Raw genomic sequence first — 16,228 nt, 5'->3', positions numbered from 1 at the left:
GTCTATCTCACCTTCCAGATCGAGTCTTTGCCGAAAGTTGCCATGAGCTGTAAGTCCTTACTCGCCTGCACCCGTGTGAGTAAGGCTTTGGCCTCATGAGGTTGGTATAGTTGAAGATGCAATATAACATAGTGAACCTGATACTTTCGTAATATATTCAAGCTAGTTGACGATGGAAAATCAATTAGTTGTCCTGCTATATGAACGGTTAAAGGAGGCCGATAGCCACTCCAACCATTCATAATAGGGTGAGAGTGGTAAATTGCGTAGTAATCGTACCAGGCTTCGTCCTTTGAGGTAAAACCCTCATCCTGGTAAGCCATAGGTAGCTCTACGAGAGGCTGCTCATCGGCGTGTGTAGCAAGCCATTGATAGACGGCGGGTATCTGATCCCCGCTGGGAACGTGCGTAACTGGTAAATAGGCCGGGCTTCCTTCCAGGATGATTGCTAGTGGAATACAGCACAATAAGCTATAGATAGCTAGCTTTTTCCAAAGCTGATAGGAGGGACCGGTTTTCTTTGTCAGCTCAACTTGCTTATTTGCTTCATCGGCCTGGCTAGATATTTTTCTGGATAGGAAGCTCTCTAGATAGGCAATAACATAGGCTGCCAGCAGCGCCATAATGATCAATAGGACTCCCATCAGGCGCGCTGGGACACGTAACCCTTTAAAGCCTGGCAAGATGTAATAGGCCAGCGTCCAGGGCATAGGCCAGCCAGGCGCGGCGATAGTGGCCGCCATATGCGGCTGAGGATCATAGGGAGCTCCACTGGGTGTAGAGAACTGCAAAAAGGGGCCAAGGGAGAAGAGCAGGATAATTAAACCTACCCATACATATGCCCGCATAGCTGGCAGGCGTTTACGGAGTACAAGGAAGGCCCCGCATAGGGTAAGAAGCAGTGCAGCCCAGCCGGGAAAGAGATAGTGCTCGCTGTCATAGGGCAAGGTAACACCATTATATGTTTTTAAGCCATAGAGCCAGTTAAAAGGAGCCGTAAAGGTAAAGTCGCGGATATACGCTGAGAATGTAGCGGCTTGCTCTAGGGAGCGCGATAGGCCACTGCTGAGCGATAATAGATACGGAGCGAGCAGGACTGCCAGTAAGATAAGCATAACGCTACAGACGACAAGGGGCTTGAGCGCGGCGCGTAAGAGTGCGCTAAGATAAGCTTTTCCTTGTTGGCGCCATTGTCCAATAAATGGCCAGGTATAGCGAATGAGTAGATAGGCAAGGAGGGTATACGTTAAAAAGATACCATAGTAAATGCTGCTGAGTAGCTGTAATAGATAACAAAGTGCAAACAAGCTCCAGTAGCGCCAACGATTGTGGCTAAGTGCGCGCGCAAAGTAGAGCAAGGCTAGAGGCATCCATTCCCCGGCAACGATGTGGATATGGTCTATCTGGCCGATCCGGTAGGGAGAGAAGGCAAAGATCAAGCCTGCCACAAAAGCAGCAAGTGGGCTGCCTGTATAGTGGCGGGCCAGAATATACATGTTAGTGCCACATAGTATGAAAGTGAAATAGAATACCAGGTTATAAGATAGAACTGGATTATGGGTGAGTAGGAAGATAGGGGCAAAAAAGATCGTCTCCCCTAGCAGATTCTCAGAGTAAGATAGGGTAAGCGGATTGGGATAGAGAAGCTGGGCCTGCCATAGATGCGCCGGATTATGAAGTAAGGTTGTAGTATTCCAGGCCAGCGTCCATATGTTAAGGAGCGGGTCCCACCACTCTCCAGCTACCTCGCTGGTGACCTGGGGAGTATAGCGCCAGACCATGGCAATGACTAATGCCACAAGGAGGAGCAGGTAGACGGCATCCCACCAGCCCCAACGCCGCCTCTGTAATGGCTGGTCTGTTACTGTACTATAATTCTTTGTAGGTGTCTTTTGCTTCTTGGACGCTGAGAGGGGCACAGAATCCCCAGCGTATTCAGTACTCACCAAATATCCTTTCAGGAGGCAGGATTTTCCAACCCCAATTAGCTATTGTTATGGTATCTGGGTAGCAGGAACGCGTGCCAGGATATAGCAGTAAGTTGTATTCCCACCTGTGACTGTATAGACGATGTGAGACCGCCATGGCTCGGGGATGGCATAGCCTCTTTGCACTAGATGCATTGGCCAGATAAGATAATCGTACGGAAAATTGTAATCGGTAGGGTGAGCCTCTGTCAACTTAAACCTCCCTGTAAGATCCTGGTTAAAGCCATACCATGATATGCCGTCGCTTCCGCCATTTAATGTGCCGGGAACAGCCACAAGTCCAACGCGAAGCGGTTTATTCGTATGCGCGGCCAGCCATTTTAGGGCTTCGCGATAGCCAGGATAGGCTACCTGTAAGACAGTGTTTTCTCCGTGGAAGAGCTCACTTGTATAGCCCTCAGCAGCGTACACGGTGGTTAAACCTACAAGATGCGGAATAGCCACGGCGGCGATGAGCAGAAGAGCGGCGGCTGTTCCCCATAGATTGAGCGCCGGTCTGCGGGCCGGTAGAGATGCCGGCGCCTCTTCATCTTCAGTTTGCCGGGGCTGCCGAAATAGAAAACCAGTCCCACGCCGATAGCGTAAGATCGTGGCCAGCCCCGAGGCTCCGGCTAGCGCGACGGGAGCTGCCAGGGGTAAGTGATAGTGTGTACCCACAACTATGTTGAGTAGGCTAAACAATCCCAGGGTGGCCAGGAGCCAGATCAATAGAAATGAAGTGCTGGCAGCTTCTGCCGCGTTTGCGGCGGAAGGATGCAGCTGAAAGCGTACCTGCTGGATCAGCGCAAAGATGACAAAGAGCGCCGCTGGAATAGTTACAAAAGCGCTGATCTTGGCGGCAAGAATATAGAGAATAGACCAGTGCGGTACATGCATATTGTATTGCCCGGCGATAAACGTGAGGTGGCCATTGTAGGAATGCTTCCATTCGAACTCGAAGCTGTGGATTAACAGCTTGACTGGTCCGGGCCAGATAGCAGGATCGACGGCCAGAAAAATAAGTGGCGCCAGTACAATGGCTCCTAACCACCAGAGCCAGGGAATAGGGGCTCTCTGCTCGCGTGGTAGGCGTGGCCAGATTCCCAGGAAATAGTAAATAGTAAATAAGGCCATGCCAGGTATGATCAGAACGGCAGTGTACTTGCTGGCAGCCCCCAGACCAACTAACAGAGCAACAAGTAAATAGAGCCATGGTCGCTTTATGGCGTGCCAGACCAGGAGAAAAGCTATCGTGATAAGGGCCGTCATCGTCATGTCGAGATAGGCAAGCGCGCTAAAATAGGCTAGCCAGGGACTGAAAGCCAGGCAGAGGGCTGCCCCCAAAGCGATAATGCGACCAAAGGGAGAACGGCCAAGCCAATAGACGGCAAGGACGAGCAATGTCCCAAAAATAATGCTGGGGATGCGCCCGGCAAGGAGTTCTCCCAGAGGGTGGCCGAGGGAAGAGTTGAGGGCGAGGACAAGTCCGATCAGGAGTTTGACAAATGGCGGATGCTCATAATTATAACTCCAGCCACTTGCTCCAATGTTCATATGGGCGACGAGCGGTAAATAGATTTTGCCTCCTAGAATGTAGACAACTTCGTCGGTGACCATATCGAGTTGGAGAGCAAGAATAATACGTGGGATAAGGGCGGCCAGTAACAGACCTATAATGATAGCGGCGTCGAGGATTACCAGGCGCTGAGAAGAAGCTAATTGATGGGTAGGCGCTTTTCGCTGAGAAGTTTTAGCAGAGCGTGTTGAGATATCAGTCCTCGTATTCATGATAATTATTCCCCGGTAATAGTGAATATATAGGGCATTTCTTTTGTTAAGCTAGAGAAAAAGGTAGCTGGAATAGCCGCTGACTAGTATAGCATACTGCTGGAAAGAGCGTCGAGGAGCGTAGTACTGGGAATGCTATTATCTGTAAAGCCAGCACATGAAAGCAATACTCACAGGTGGTATGCGTGAAAAATAAGAAAGGGCATCGAACGAGATGCCCTGATAAGTCCTGGATAAATGCTTAGACGCACTCGCGTAGCGCAACGCTATTGCTGAGGCCGCGCAATTTCATAAGCGCTACAACCTCTAGCTGGCGAACGCGCTCGCGTGAAATGCCCAATTCCTTGCCAACTTCCAGCAGCGTTCGGCTGCGTCCGTCGCCTATCCCGTAGCGTAAGGTCACCACCGCACGCTCTCGTGGGGTAAGTAATGCTAAAGCCCGGTGTAGCTCTTCGCCCAGCAAGTGCTGAGAGGCTGTTTCGGAAGGAGCAGGTGTTGTGCTATCCTCAAGAGTATCAGCCAGAGAATAGCGCGCTTCGTCATCGACAGGGGCATCGAGGGAAACCGGCTGTTCGATGACGCCCAAAAGATCAATGACTTCGTTTACATCTATGTTGCAAGCTTCTGCTATTTGTTCGGGCAATGGATCGAGTCCATTTTCTTGTGAGAGTTGGGCGGCTATACGGCGCACTTTGCGCAGGCGCGTGGCCACGTGCTCTGGTAAATGGATCAAGCGAGACTGTTCGCCGGCAGCCCGGCTGACAGCCTGGCGTATCCACCAGGTGGCATAAGTGCCAAAATGGCAACCGCGTTGATAATCGAACTTTTCCGCAGCCCTCATCAGGCCCAGGTTACCTTCTTGAATGAGATCGATAAGCGGTACCCCTGTGCTGGTGTAGCGGCGTGCAATAGCAATTACCAGGCGCAAATTTGATTCGATTAACTTGCGGCGCGCCCACTCCTCGCCGGCGGCAGCTCGTTGGGCCAGATCAATTTCTTCAGCGTGGGTTAGAAGACCGAGACTGCGGATATCGCGCAAGTAGCTCTGAAAAGCATCTTCAGTACCTGCAGCTTTTGTATTAGCAACGCCAGCCCGCCGTGTACGGGTAGGTGCCTCTCCTTCTAACTCTTCTATGTCGCCGTCGTCTTCCTCTTCATCGAGTTCGCTTATAAGCGATGCCGACTCGTCTACCTGCATTGGATCTAAATCGAGCATAGTTTGAGTTGAGGATGATGATTTGCCTTTAGCACGTGAGTGACGATTTAAATCCGGGTCGACATCAGATACAGCGCCAGTCGAGAACCTATCCGTTGTTTTAGCATTTGTGGTCAACATGGTCCTGCGCTCGTCACTGACAGGATTAAAAATAGCCATGATTCCACGCTCCCTTCAGGAAACTTACCGACAAAATCAGCGTCGGACTCCGTATGGCCTCGTGGTCAGCACTCACAGGCGGATTAGCACGTTTGTGCCGATATGTACGTGTCCATTCTTCTCTGTGTATCTTTGCCTCTATTTTAAATGAATGGACGTGGCCATCACATCGGGTAATTACCCTAGATAAGGTCAGGTTCTAACCTTATATTGGAGTTTTCGTGTCTGGGCTCCAGATTATTATTGCACTCTTGAACGACGCGCTACCCATACCTAATAAAAAAGTTTGCATAACTTAGTTGAATGTTACTAATATTGTATTTATTTATGTCTCTGTGTATATGCTTGAGTCAGAAGATTTAAATTATGCTGACTACAGATCTTGTCTGACTTTTGCAACTCGGACTAGCCTTGAGCGAGCAGGCTTTTATGTGGCTCTGTCAATCCCCTGGCCTGGTTTCGTCAAATGGATCGTGTACTCCATGCTCGCGATCATAGAAAAGTTGGAGCGGGTCCCCAAGATGATGCTCATAGTCAGGCCTCTTCTCCCACATCTTCTCCTTTACCTCATCTGCACTCATGCTAAGTTGCAAACGATCTTCCCTGAGGTTGGTAATTGCGCTGTAGGGTAAATAGCGGTCTTTAGAGAAGAGAAGTCCTTTATGAAGCATAAAAGAGTCTTCATAGACTTCGGCAACATGCCCGATATCTTGATTATCTGCTGAATAGACGTGCATATGCTTTCTTACGTCTTTTGGACCCCACTGAGGCATATAACTCTCCCTTATGTAGTAATTATGCTGTCTACTCGCTGTTACGTCCTGCTCTGAAGAAAAGTTTCAGCTGTTTGCGTACTACCTCTGAGGTGGGGTGGTCTGAAGAAGAGTAAACTCTATAAAAAGTCTCGGCTTGACAATCTATCTTGAAATAAATATACTTTGTATACTGTAGATATTGCTACTGTTGTTCGGAATACCTAAAAAGACTTTGAATGAGCGGAGTAAAGGTAACGCGCTCTGTCAGAGAACGGAGGCCATCGGGTGCGAGCCTCCCCCAGAGTTGCCCCTTGAACGTGGCTCATGAGTCGAACGCTTGAAACTATCTGTCTGATAGCATTAGGGCGTTCCGGGAAGGCCCGTTAGCGCTGTCATGTAGAGGATAGTTGGCTCCGTTTGGGTTGGGCGAGTCGACTATTAAACCAAGGTGGTACCACGAGTTGCGCTGCCCTCGTCCTTGTGAGGTGGCAGCGTTTTTTCATGCTATCTTCAAAGAAGGAGTACCATCATATGCTGCCCGACCGTTACAATTTTCGCGAGGCCGAGCCTCGTCTTGCCAGTTTTTGGCGTGAAGCCGGTCTGTATGCCTTTGAGCCTCACGGGCCGACTTTTGTCATCGATACGCCTCCTCCTACTGTTTCTGGCGCTTTGCATATCGGCCATTGCTTCTCTTATACTCAGACTGATGTTATCGCGCGCTTTCAACGTATGCGCGGCAAGCAGGTTTTTTATCCCATGGGCTTTGATGACAATGGTCTGCCAACCGAACGTTTTGCAGAAGAAACGTTGCGCCGTAAGGCTACAGAGATGGACCCGCAGGCGTTTATTGCGCAGTGTCGAGTCTTGAGCGAGCGGACTGAGGATGATTTTGAGGCCTTATGGAGGCGCCTGGGATTGAGTGTCGATTGGCGCTATCGCTATTCGACGATCTCGCCTCAGGCTCAGCGCATTTCCCAGTGGTCTTTTATTCAGCTCTACCGCGCCGGGCGTGTCTATGCTCAACCCGCCCCAACGTTGTGGTGTCCGGAATGCCGGACTGCTATTGCTCAGGCCGATGTTGATGATGCATTGCTACCAACACTCTTCTCAACGCTGGCTTTTCGCCTGGCAAACGGGGATGTTCTACCGATCGCCACTACACGACCTGAGCTCTTGCCGGCTTGCGTTGCAATCTTTGTTCACCCTGCCGACGAGAGATACCGCCATTTGATCGGCTCGATGGCCACCATCGAAAGCGCGGCATTTGCGGAGCAGGAACGCATAGAGGTTCCGATTCTTGCCGACGAGATGGCCGATCCAGGCAAAGGTAGCGGTGCGGTTATGTGCTGTACCTTTGGGGATTCTACAGATATCCGCTGGTGGCGTGCTCATCACCTACCCTTACGCGCTGCTATTGGACGCGATGGGCGCATGACCGAGCTGGCTGGCCCTTGCGCCGGTTTGAAGGTTGCTGAGGCGCGCAAGCGAATTCTAAGCGCGTTAGCCAGTCAGAACTTGCTGCTGGGTCAGGAGACCATAGAGCATAATGTTGGGATTCATGAGCGCTGTGGCACGCCTGTCGAGTACTTGCATACCAGGCAATGGTTTATCCGCGTCCTTGATCAAAAGGAGCGCTTCCTCGCAGCGGGACGAAAAATCCGTTGGAATCCGGAGTATATGCGTAGTCGTTATGAGCATTGGGTTGAGAATCTACAGTGGGATTGGTGCATTTCACGGCAACGTTATCTTGGCGTCCCGTTCCCGGCCTGGAGATGTAGGGCCTGTGGAGAACTGCTTCTTGCCGATCTTGAGCAGTTGCCCATCGATCCGCGTACGACGGAACCAGCTCGCCCTTGTTCCTGTGGCTCGACCGATTTTGCGCCAGAGCTTGATGTTATGGATACCTGGGCGACTTCTTCCTGTTCTCCATTCCTGATTGGGCGCTGGATAGATGATCCCGCCTGGTTTGCCCAAATCTTTCCTACCGATTTGCGGCCTCAGGCCCATGATATTATCCGTACGTGGGCATTTTACACGATTGTAAAGTCGCTTTATCATACCGGCGAGATACCCTGGAAAGAAATCATGATCTCTGGGCATGCCCTATCTGCCTCGCGCAGCAAGATCTCTAAATCGAAACAGCATAAGGAGCCGAGCCCCGCAGAGTTGCTAGAACGCGAATCGGCCGATGCGTTGCGCTATTGGGCTACCTCGGTCAAGGTTGGAACTGACACGTTTTTGAATATGGAGACTGTTGCGGCCGGGCGTCGGCTGGTTAACAAGTTGTGGAACGCAAGTCGTTTTGCTGAGGGCCGCCTTGAGGATTTCGCCGGAGCTTCGGCTATTCCTGCAACGCTGTTGCCTGCTGATCGCTGGCTCCTTTCTCGCCTTGGGCGCGTTATTGCTTATGCCACTCAGCAACTGGAAAAGGGTGAGTATGCCGCACAGCGCGCGGAGGTTGAGCATTTCTTCTGGTCCGATCTGTGCGATAACTATCTGGAACTGACGAAAATGCGCTTATATGGCGAGCCAGGCCCGGCCCGCGCGGCGGCACAGTGGACGCTTTATCATGCCTTGCTGACTGCTCTGAAGCTATTGGCCCCTTATCTGCCATATGTTACTGATGAGATCTATCAGCAATTCTTGTCCCGCTGGGATGGCGCCCGCTCCATTCATGTTTCGGCGTGGCCTACGGAGCATCCTGAGTGGGTGGATCTGCAGGCCGAAGAAGTCGGTAATGCGTTGCTAGAGCTACTGCGTAAGGTTCGGCGTTATAAGGCTGATAGAGGCCTTTCCGTTGGAGCTGAGCTTGATTGCTTGCATATCGAGGCATCTTCGGCCTTGCTGACAGCCTTGAGCGCAGCCAGGCTAGATATCAGAAGCGCGACGCGTGCCCGAACTATAGTTTTTGATGATGGTGAGCATGTAGGCGTGTTGGATGAGCAGGCGCAAGAGAGGCTTGTACTCAAATTGGGCTAAAGCATGAAGTCTTGAGTTATAAAGCACGGAGCAGGGCAATCTCGGCCTCACAGCTCTCTATAAGCAATAGAGAGGATGTTACGGCGATCCTGAGAATCGCCGTAGGGCAAGAAGACTGCCCTGTTAGCGTGCTCTGCGTATTAACTGAAAGCGAAGATCGTGATGAGCAGGCCCCCAATGATCATAGTGCCTCCTATGGCAATGTACTGTGCAGACACGACTTTTATAAGAGAAGGGGCGAGCGCGAGTATGAGGAAGCCGACCACGATTGTACCTATGATCCATAACAAGCGTTGCCACCAGCGCAGACGAGAAGTTTTGTGATATTTCAGGATTGGGACGAGACCAAAAAGACCACCAATGAATATAACAAAAAGAATAGAAGCGTCTAAGGCATTACTGGCAAACGGAATAAGGGCTCCAAATGTGCCAAAGGCTATGAAGCTGATACCAAGCACATAGAGAATAACGCAGAGTAAGGTATGAGCTCGGGGGCGTAGCTGCTTTTGTGTTTTATCAGTGGATGTTGGGGGAAGGGAAAAAGGTGCGTCGGGTTTGTGGCTGGCTTGTGAAAATGAAGCTGGCGTCGTAGGTTGATAGGCGTGAGCCGATGGCGGTGGCGGAGGTATTACCACATTTCGAGGGCTGAGCTGTGTATTGTCGGATGTATCCTGTAGTAGCGTTCCGCAACGAGCACAATAGTAATCATCAGCCCTGTTATCAAGAGAGCATTGAGGACAACGTTGCATATGTAAAATCTCCTCCTGAGATAGCATATATAAAAATTGAAAAAGATAAATAATGATATGTTTAAGTAAACGCCGTAAAAGCGATAAAATACAATCAGAGCCCGTCTGTTGGCCGGGCAAATAGGCGCTTAGGCTCGCCAGGATCTTTTTCTTAGAACGCTTATCGGCGTGGGTTAGAGATAATAGAGAGAGTGCACGTCAAAATAAGTTGGGATAGTATATTACCGATGAATGGATTGCTGAGAAGCCCATTGTACTGCATGAGGATGAGATTGTCGATACCTTCATCAGCTGCCCAAAAAAGGAAACAGCCGGAGCACGCTCCGGCTGTTGGTTTAAGGCTTAGATCATCTTAAGTCCCGAGATTACTAAGACAACTGCAAGAATTGGGCTGAGGTAGCGGTTGGGAACATACTTGCTAGCCATGCTGCCAAGATATACTCCGGGCAGCGAGCCAAGCAGTAACATTCCTACCATGGGCCAATTAATATCGCCAGTGCCCGCGTAACCAAGCACGCCTGACAGCAAGAGCAAAAATGCCTGAAAGATATCAGTGCCAACCAGCTCCTTGGGAGTGAGGCGAGGATATAAAAAGGCGATGGAGACAATAATCAATGTACCGCTGCCCACCGAAGTCAGACCAACCAGAAAGCCCACAACAGCTCCAACCAGAGCCGTCAGCATAGGGCGATATCTCTTCTCCCATTTGCTGGTTTTGCTTGTGTCGAGCCCTTGACCATCAAGTGCCGCCTGCTTCTGCTTTTCAATGTTCCTACGGTCGATACTGCGCAAAAGATATGGCTTAATTACAATAAGCAGAGCTACAAGAAGTAAGGTAAAGCCAATGGCATGAATAATTACATTATTGATCGTCATGCCAAATTGTTTGCGGATGTATTGGACGACAAACACACTAAGAAGCATGGCCGGGACGCTGCCACAGGCTAGCCACAAAGCCGCCTCGAAGTTAACATGTTTCTGGCGCATGTGGAGCAGGCTGCCAACGCCCTTAGTAAAGGTTGAATAGGTAATATCTGTGGCTACTGCCCAGACGGGGGAACACGGAAGATGAGAATCATAATTGGTGAGAGTAGTGAGCCACCACCCATACCTGTTAAGCCAATAAGCACGCCTATGAGTAAGCCAACCGCGGTGATCCGATAGTCCAAGCTAACACCTCCTGGCAAGACTGACACAAAATCGACATAACAGCCACACTAGAATTTGCCCAAGGATGCATAGGGCCGCTTGCTCTTTATACAGGTGCCCGTCTTCATCTCTACTTACTCCTGAGAGGCTACAACGCAAGTTGCGCCTCTCCTAATCTCAGATAGTTAGCGTGCCAGGCCCCAGCGCTCGCGTACGCGTTTCTCCAGGGGAGTGAAGAATATCGCATCGATAGCTGCGCCAATGGCGATGATGATAAGCATAACTGCAATGACCTGTGCGGTATCGTTAAGGTTGCGTCCGGTATCCAACAACCCACCCAGGCTCACTGTGATGTAGATCAATTCAGCCGCCATAAGAGAGCGCCAGGCAAACGTCCAGCCTTGCTTCAAGCCCGTAAGAATAGTGGGAAGCGCGGCAGGAAGGATAACCTGTAACGCCAGAGGAAGTCCATGCGATCCCATATTGCGTGCGGCCTTGAGGTAAACCGGAGGCGTATTTTTTACCCCGGCGACCACACCAAGAATAATTGAAAACAGCGCTCCCATCACTACTACAAAGGTCATAGCCTGTTCGGAGAGGCCAAACCAGAGAATAGCTAGAGGAATCCAGCAGACGCTAGGAAGCGCCTGTAGGCCGAGCACCAGCGAACCAAGCGTCTCCTCGATTAGCTTATTGCGCCCGATGAGGAGCCCAAAGATAACGCCGACGACTAGCGAGATACAATAGCCAATAAGTAGGCGACGTAAGCTAACCAGTATAGCGATGAAAAAGGAGCTATCACCAAAGCCGCTGATCAATTTATCGGCAACTGCCAATGGGCCGGGAAAAAGATAATCCGGCCATATGCCCGTGCGGGCCAGGGCTTCCCACAGCGCCAGCAGGCAAGCGAAGAATATAGTTTTGCGTAATACCTTTGCCCAGGGAATGCTGATAGTCGGGCCGGCAGCCGGATTAAGCGCGCGCGCCATGATCCCCCTCCTTTTCCTGGCTTTCCATTGCCTCGCTTAGTACGCTCAAGATCTCGGCGGCCTTATCGACAAGCAGGTGGTTCTCTAGTGAGCGTGGGCGGGGGAAATCGATATGGAACTCATGCACGATGCGGCCGGGACGGGGCGAAAAAACCAGGACACGATCACCCAGGGCCACAGCCTCGCGTACATTATGCGTAACAAATACTACAGTTTTGCGTGTAGTTGACCAGATGGCCTCCAGCTCGGTGTGCAAGCGATCTCGCGTTAGCGCATCAAGTGCGCCAAAGGGCTCGTCCATAAGCAGGACGGCAGGATCGATGGCCAGGGCTCTGGCAATTGCTGCCCGCTGGCGCATGCCTCCTGAAAGCTGATGGGCATAACTGTGTTCAAAGCCTTTAAGGTGTACAAGCTCGATATATTGATGCGCTATCCTGGCGCGCTCGCGAGCTCCTATGCCCACCTGACGCAGGCCGAACTCAACGTTGCCCTGGACATCCAGCCAGGGAAAGAGGGCAGCCTCCTGAAAGAGAAGAATGCGATCTGTACCGGGTCCCTGCACAACTTTTCCATCCGCCTGGACAGTACCGCCGCTGGCTTCCTCCAGGCCGGCAATAATGCTGAGCAGGGTTGATTTGCCGCAGCCACTGGGGCCAAGGATACAGACGAATTCTCCTGCCGCTATGTCTAGATCTATAGTGCTCAGCGCGGCGACCAGGCGGCCACGCTGAGAGAAGGTTTTTTCCACGCCTCGGATCTGCAATGGGATACCTCCCTCCGCCGATTTGTTGTGGCGCGCTGCAGATATGGCAGAACCAGTATGGCTGAGTGTTTGTTGTTGCATGGCTGCTATCTCCCTTATGATTCAGCTATCGGCGCTAACTTCTTGGAAGAAAGAACTGCGTTAAGCGGCTTGAGCTCATAGATGCCATGGAGATCCGGCTTACTGGAGCCCAGGAAGCCCAGGGCAAAAGCTGAATCGGCAGATTGGTAAAGCGATTGGGCCAGCGGATCATAAGTAATATCGAGGTTCTTGAAAGAAGAATCGATAATTGATGGTTGTAGCGCTTTACCGGTGAGGCGTTTAATCTCGCTGTTAACGATAGTTTTGGTGCTATCGAGATTGCTCTTAATGTACTGTACCGTATCTACATGGGCCTGTAAAAACTTCTCTACCAGATCCGGATGTTGGTCAAGGAACTGCTTGCGCACAACAACGTTAGTAGTGACGAATTGATGGCCGGGCCAGAGGGAGCGTTCGTCGAGGAAGACTTGTCCATTGTCCTGTTGAACGAGGGTAGAGGCCCAGGGCTCAGGAACCCAGGCGCCATCGAGTTGCCCTTGCTTGAATAGTGTCACGATATCGGGATTTTTGGTTGGTATAACTTGCACTGTGCCGCCTTTATCGGCAGTTTTCAAGCCTTGCTGTTGAAGATAATGGCGCAGAGCAATATCCTGAGTACCTCCTAGCTCGGGTGAGGCAATTTTCTTGCCGTTGAGATCGCGAGCGCTTTGGATATGCGCTCCCGGCCTGACGATAAGAGATGCACCACCGCTGGAAGCCCCGGCTATGATGCGTAGCGCGCTGCCCTTGCTTTTCACATAGCCGTTGATTGCCGGGTTGGGTCCAACATAACCAATATCAATATCTCCTGCAAAGAGAGCTTCAATTAAGGATGGTCCGGCATTAAAAGTCTTTGTATCAAGTGTCACATCAGGGCCAAAGGCCTGCTTAAAAGTGCCTCGCTCCACTCCTACCAGGGCGACGGCATGCGTAATGTTAGGGAAATAACCAAGATGTATAGTTACAGATTTTGGGCCGCTGCCGGATGCTTCACTGCCGCAAGACGCTAAAGTGAGTGCCAGCAAGATCAAAAGCGTTGCGGCGCTAGCAAATTTGCCTGGAAAAGCCTTCACAAGCTACATCTCCTTATTTTGTACCGTAATATGATTGAAATAAGTAATAACAATATCAGCAATGATCTCAGGGCATATCTCTGCCTTACTAGAAAGGCTAACATATTTATATCATTCTTTCAAGTTATTTTTGCGATTACTTTTGGTTATATTATGATATTTAGTTATTCTATGCATTCTCCCTGGTTATCGCGTAGACATAATTTGAAAGCCAGGAGTGTGAAGATCCTTTATACGTTGATAGAGATAGAGAAGATCTGGGTATGGTGTGACAGGAGCTCTTGGTTTAAAATAAGTTAAGAGGTTTATACTGATTGAATATAATGAGAGAACCGAGCTAAATTAAATACGAAATTGTCCTGGGTGGCTGAAATTGTGCGCTGCTTTCCGATTTTCTGTTCGCCAGGAACTGTTCTCTCTATCCTTTCCTCATAAGCCCTGGCCTAATACGGGTTTATCTCTGTGAATTTGCAGTCTTTTTTGATATTATTCTTGTTATCCGATTGCTTACTGCTAATTGAGCAATGTCAGGGCTCCTATTTAGAGCATGGAGATAGATATGAATTTGCAAAATTTGCGTGTATTTTTGAAAGTTGCCGAGCTTGAACATATTACGCGAGCTTCTGAAGAGCTGAATCTGAGCCAGCCTGCAGTAACAAAGACTATTCAGAGCCTGGAGCATGAGATAGGTCTTGAACTGGTTGAGCGGCAAGGAAGAAGAATCGCTTTGACGCATGCTGGCCGTGTATTACAGAATTATGCTCGGCAGATCTTTGCGCTTGAGCGCGAGATGGAAGATGCCCTGACCGCATTGCGGGATGTAGAGGGTGGTGAGGTAACGCTTGCCGCTAACACTACAGCTGGCGTGTACCTCTTGCCTCCAATTGTTGCGCGTTTTCGCGCGCGTTATCCGCAGGTGACGCTCAATATATCGATCCTGAACTCGCACGAAATTGTAGAAGAGACGCTTAACTGGAATCTAGATTTTGGCTTAGTAGAAGGCCCACCCTCAGCCTTGCCCTCGGGATTGAAGGTTGAGGTATTTGCTTATGATGAGCTTATACTAGTCGTGGGATCTGCCCATCGCTGGAGCCAGCTGCAAGAAGTGAAGCCGGCGGATCTAGGCGAGGGGGAATTGCTGTTGCGTGAGCAAGGTAGTGGAGTTCGCGAGGTCATTGAAAAGGGGTTGGCTCGACATAATGTGCAAGTCCGTCCGCTGCTTACACTTACCGATAATGAGGCCATCAAACAGATGGTCATGAGTGGCGTAGGCGCTGCCATTGTTTCCTCGCTGACGGTGCAGCGTGAGCTTGCCAAGGGCGATCTTGTACATATTGCCGTGGACGGCCTTGACATGCGTCCTCAACTTAGTCTGATTATCCGTGTTGATAAGCAGTTGTCGCGGGCCGCGCAAGCCTTCTGCGCGTTTTTGCGCCCGGCACTTAACCATGAGCCAGAATTACAGCGTGTGCCAGATGAGAGCAAGTAATCGAGCATTCTTTCCATGCGGGGCAGATCCAGCTTAGATGAGCTTAAAGCCGGAAACGGCCAGGACTGTAGCGATCAGTGGACGCATATAGCGGTCCGGGATATATTTGCTTAACTTGCTGCCAAGCAGTACGCCGGGAATTGAGCCAAGCAAGAGCAGGAAGACCATGGGCCAATTGACGGTACCCGAAGTCAGATAGCCTATGGAGCCTGAGGCCAGGAGCATAAAGGCCTGGAAAATATCAGTCCCGACCAGCTCTTTAGGGCCAAGTTTGGGGAACATAAAAGCCACAGCGGCAATAATTAATGTTCCACTACCGACCGAGGTCAAGCCAACAAGAAAGCCAACCACTGCCCCGACCAGGATAGTAAACGCTGGACGATAATATTTCTCCCAGCGACCAGTTTTTTCGCCGAGTGGCTGGCCGCGAAGGGCCGCACGCTTCTGGGCTTCGAAGTTGCGCCGTTCAAGCCATTTCATGATGATTGGCTTGGTGACGAGCAATATAGCTACCAGGAGAAGCGTGACGCCAAGGGCGTGCAGAATGAAGGTATCGATTAGATGACTATATTGTTTGTGCAAGCTCTGAACGAGTGTGACGCTGAGCAGCGTGGCTGGAATACTGCCCGCGGCCAGCAAGAAGGCAACCTTGAAATTAACATTCTTTTGTCGGATGTGTACAAGGGAGCCAACCGACTTGGTGATGGTCGAGTAAGCAATATCGGTTCCAACTGCCCAGACCGGCGGGATCTTGAAGAACAGAATCATAATGGGCGCTAGAAGCGATCCTCCTCCCATGCCTGTGAGGCCGACAAGAATGCCGATAAACAATCCAACCAGCGAAATACGGTAATCCAAGGCCTTACCTCCCCATACACTTGTGTGCAGTATAGTGTCATGCGCAGCTCTACTGTCGGTAGCTTGTTTGAAACAGTAGTTACATCTCTCAGTAGAAGAGAATACACAAATCTGCTTGAGAAGTCAATGGCTACAGCCCATTAGTTGGCATAAATAAGGCGCAAAGTCCCTATCGCTCATGTAGCAGATGCTTACGAAGTGCACCTGCTGTTA

13 protein-coding genes and 1 other annotated feature are annotated in these 16,228 nt (G+C 50.5%); of the genes, 2 read left to right on the top strand and 11 right to left on the bottom strand.

The window, feature by feature from the left end:
- Nucleotides 1-2 precede the first annotated feature (2 nt).
- The 4 genes from EPA93_RS20315 to EPA93_RS20300 form a co-directional block, all read right to left on the bottom strand.
- Nucleotides 3-1,946, bottom strand: coding sequence for a glycosyltransferase family protein (locus tag EPA93_RS20315; protein ID WP_129889269.1), 1,944 nt, complete (start codon nucleotides 1,944-1,946; stop codon nucleotides 3-5).
- Between the two features lie 48 nt (nucleotides 1,947-1,994).
- Nucleotides 1,995-3,755 carry an ArnT family glycosyltransferase gene (locus tag EPA93_RS20310; protein WP_129889268.1) on the bottom strand — a complete coding sequence of 587 codons (1,761 nt, stop codon included), beginning with the start codon at nucleotides 3,753-3,755 and terminating at the stop codon, nucleotides 1,995-1,997.
- 241 nt (nucleotides 3,756-3,996) lie between these two features.
- Nucleotides 3,997-5,130 (bottom strand): sigma-70 family RNA polymerase sigma factor, encoded by a 1,134-nt coding sequence (locus tag EPA93_RS20305; RefSeq protein ID WP_129889267.1) that lies wholly within the window; start codon nucleotides 5,128-5,130, stop codon nucleotides 3,997-3,999.
- Between the two features lie 440 nt (nucleotides 5,131-5,570).
- Nucleotides 5,571-5,903, bottom strand: coding sequence for a DUF2171 domain-containing protein (locus tag EPA93_RS20300; protein ID WP_129889266.1), 333 nt, complete (start codon nucleotides 5,901-5,903; stop codon nucleotides 5,571-5,573).
- A 205-nt stretch (nucleotides 5,904-6,108) separates the two neighbouring features.
- Nucleotides 6,109-6,368 (top strand) — a binding site (T-box leader).
- A 48-nt stretch (nucleotides 6,369-6,416) separates the two neighbouring features.
- Between EPA93_RS20300 and EPA93_RS20295 the strand changes: the two genes are divergently transcribed.
- Complete coding sequence (locus EPA93_RS20295) at nucleotides 6,417-8,864, top strand: valine--tRNA ligase (RefSeq protein WP_165423278.1); 2,448 nt, start codon at nucleotides 6,417-6,419, stop codon at nucleotides 8,862-8,864.
- 140 nt (nucleotides 8,865-9,004) lie between these two features.
- On the opposite strand, the gene EPA93_RS20290 is transcribed toward EPA93_RS20295, so the two are convergent.
- From EPA93_RS20290 to EPA93_RS20270, 6 genes are all read right to left on the bottom strand, one after another.
- Nucleotides 9,005-9,613 carry a hypothetical protein gene (locus EPA93_RS20290; RefSeq protein ID WP_129889264.1) on the bottom strand — a complete coding sequence of 203 codons (609 nt, stop codon included), beginning with the start codon at nucleotides 9,611-9,613 and terminating at the stop codon, nucleotides 9,005-9,007.
- Between the two features lie 342 nt (nucleotides 9,614-9,955).
- Nucleotides 9,956-10,645: a sulfite exporter TauE/SafE family protein gene (locus tag EPA93_RS20285; RefSeq protein ID WP_129889263.1), complete on the bottom strand. Its 690-nt coding sequence runs from the start codon at nucleotides 10,643-10,645 to the stop codon at nucleotides 9,956-9,958.
- Nucleotides 10,646-10,653: 8 nt separating this feature from the next.
- Nucleotides 10,654-10,782 carry a hypothetical protein gene (locus EPA93_RS50440; RefSeq protein WP_277988915.1) on the bottom strand — a complete coding sequence of 43 codons (129 nt, stop codon included), beginning with the start codon at nucleotides 10,780-10,782 and terminating at the stop codon, nucleotides 10,654-10,656.
- 165 nt (nucleotides 10,783-10,947) lie between these two features.
- Nucleotides 10,948-11,751, bottom strand: a complete 804-nt coding sequence (locus EPA93_RS20280) for an ABC transporter permease (RefSeq protein WP_129889262.1) — start codon at nucleotides 11,749-11,751, stop codon at nucleotides 10,948-10,950.
- Complete coding sequence (locus EPA93_RS20275; RefSeq protein WP_129889261.1) at nucleotides 11,735-12,595, bottom strand: ABC transporter ATP-binding protein; 861 nt, start codon at nucleotides 12,593-12,595, stop codon at nucleotides 11,735-11,737. The genes EPA93_RS20280 and EPA93_RS20275 overlap by 17 nt, the downstream gene beginning before the upstream one ends.
- Nucleotides 12,596-12,609: 14 nt before the next feature.
- Complete coding sequence (locus EPA93_RS20270) at nucleotides 12,610-13,668, bottom strand: ABC transporter substrate-binding protein (RefSeq protein WP_129889260.1); 1,059 nt, start codon at nucleotides 13,666-13,668, stop codon at nucleotides 12,610-12,612.
- Between the two features lie 559 nt (nucleotides 13,669-14,227).
- Here EPA93_RS20270 and EPA93_RS20265 point away from each other — a divergent pair.
- Complete coding sequence (locus tag EPA93_RS20265; RefSeq protein WP_165423277.1) at nucleotides 14,228-15,157, top strand: LysR family transcriptional regulator; 930 nt, start codon at nucleotides 14,228-14,230, stop codon at nucleotides 15,155-15,157.
- A 33-nt stretch (nucleotides 15,158-15,190) separates the two neighbouring features.
- On the opposite strand, the gene EPA93_RS20260 is transcribed toward EPA93_RS20265, so the two are convergent.
- Nucleotides 15,191-16,015: a sulfite exporter TauE/SafE family protein gene (locus EPA93_RS20260; RefSeq protein ID WP_129889258.1), complete on the bottom strand. Its 825-nt coding sequence runs from the start codon at nucleotides 16,013-16,015 to the stop codon at nucleotides 15,191-15,193.
- Nucleotides 16,016-16,228: the final 213 nt, after the last annotated feature.

Origin of the sequence: Ktedonosporobacter rubrisoli, assembly GCF_004208415.1 — a bacterium.
Classification (GTDB): domain Bacteria; phylum Chloroflexota; class Ktedonobacteria; order Ktedonobacterales; family Ktedonobacteraceae; genus Ktedonosporobacter; species Ktedonosporobacter rubrisoli.
This window is presented reverse-complemented; position numbering and strand designations above follow the sequence as displayed.

Coding starts and splice junctions, on each gene's coding strand:
- EPA93_RS20310 (WP_129889268.1), bottom strand. CDS start 3,755: ATGAATACGAGGACTGATATCTCAACACGCTCTGCTAAAACTTCTCAG.
- EPA93_RS20305 (WP_129889267.1), bottom strand. CDS start 5,130: ATGGCTATTTTTAATCCTGTCAGTGACGAGCGCAGGACCATGTTGACC.
- EPA93_RS20300 (WP_129889266.1), bottom strand. CDS start 5,903: ATGCCTCAGTGGGGTCCAAAAGACGTAAGAAAGCATATGCACGTCTAT.
- EPA93_RS20295 (WP_165423278.1), top strand. CDS start 6,417: ATGCTGCCCGACCGTTACAATTTTCGCGAGGCCGAGCCTCGTCTTGCC.
- EPA93_RS20290 (WP_129889264.1), bottom strand. CDS start 9,613: ATGCAACGTTGTCCTCAATGCTCTCTTGATAACAGGGCTGATGATTAC.
- EPA93_RS20280 (WP_129889262.1), bottom strand. CDS start 11,751: ATGGCGCGCGCGCTTAATCCGGCTGCCGGCCCGACTATCAGCATTCCC.
- EPA93_RS20275 (WP_129889261.1), bottom strand. CDS start 12,595: ATGCAACAACAAACACTCAGCCATACTGGTTCTGCCATATCTGCAGCG.
- EPA93_RS20265 (WP_165423277.1), top strand. CDS start 14,228: ATGAATTTGCAAAATTTGCGTGTATTTTTGAAAGTTGCCGAGCTTGAA.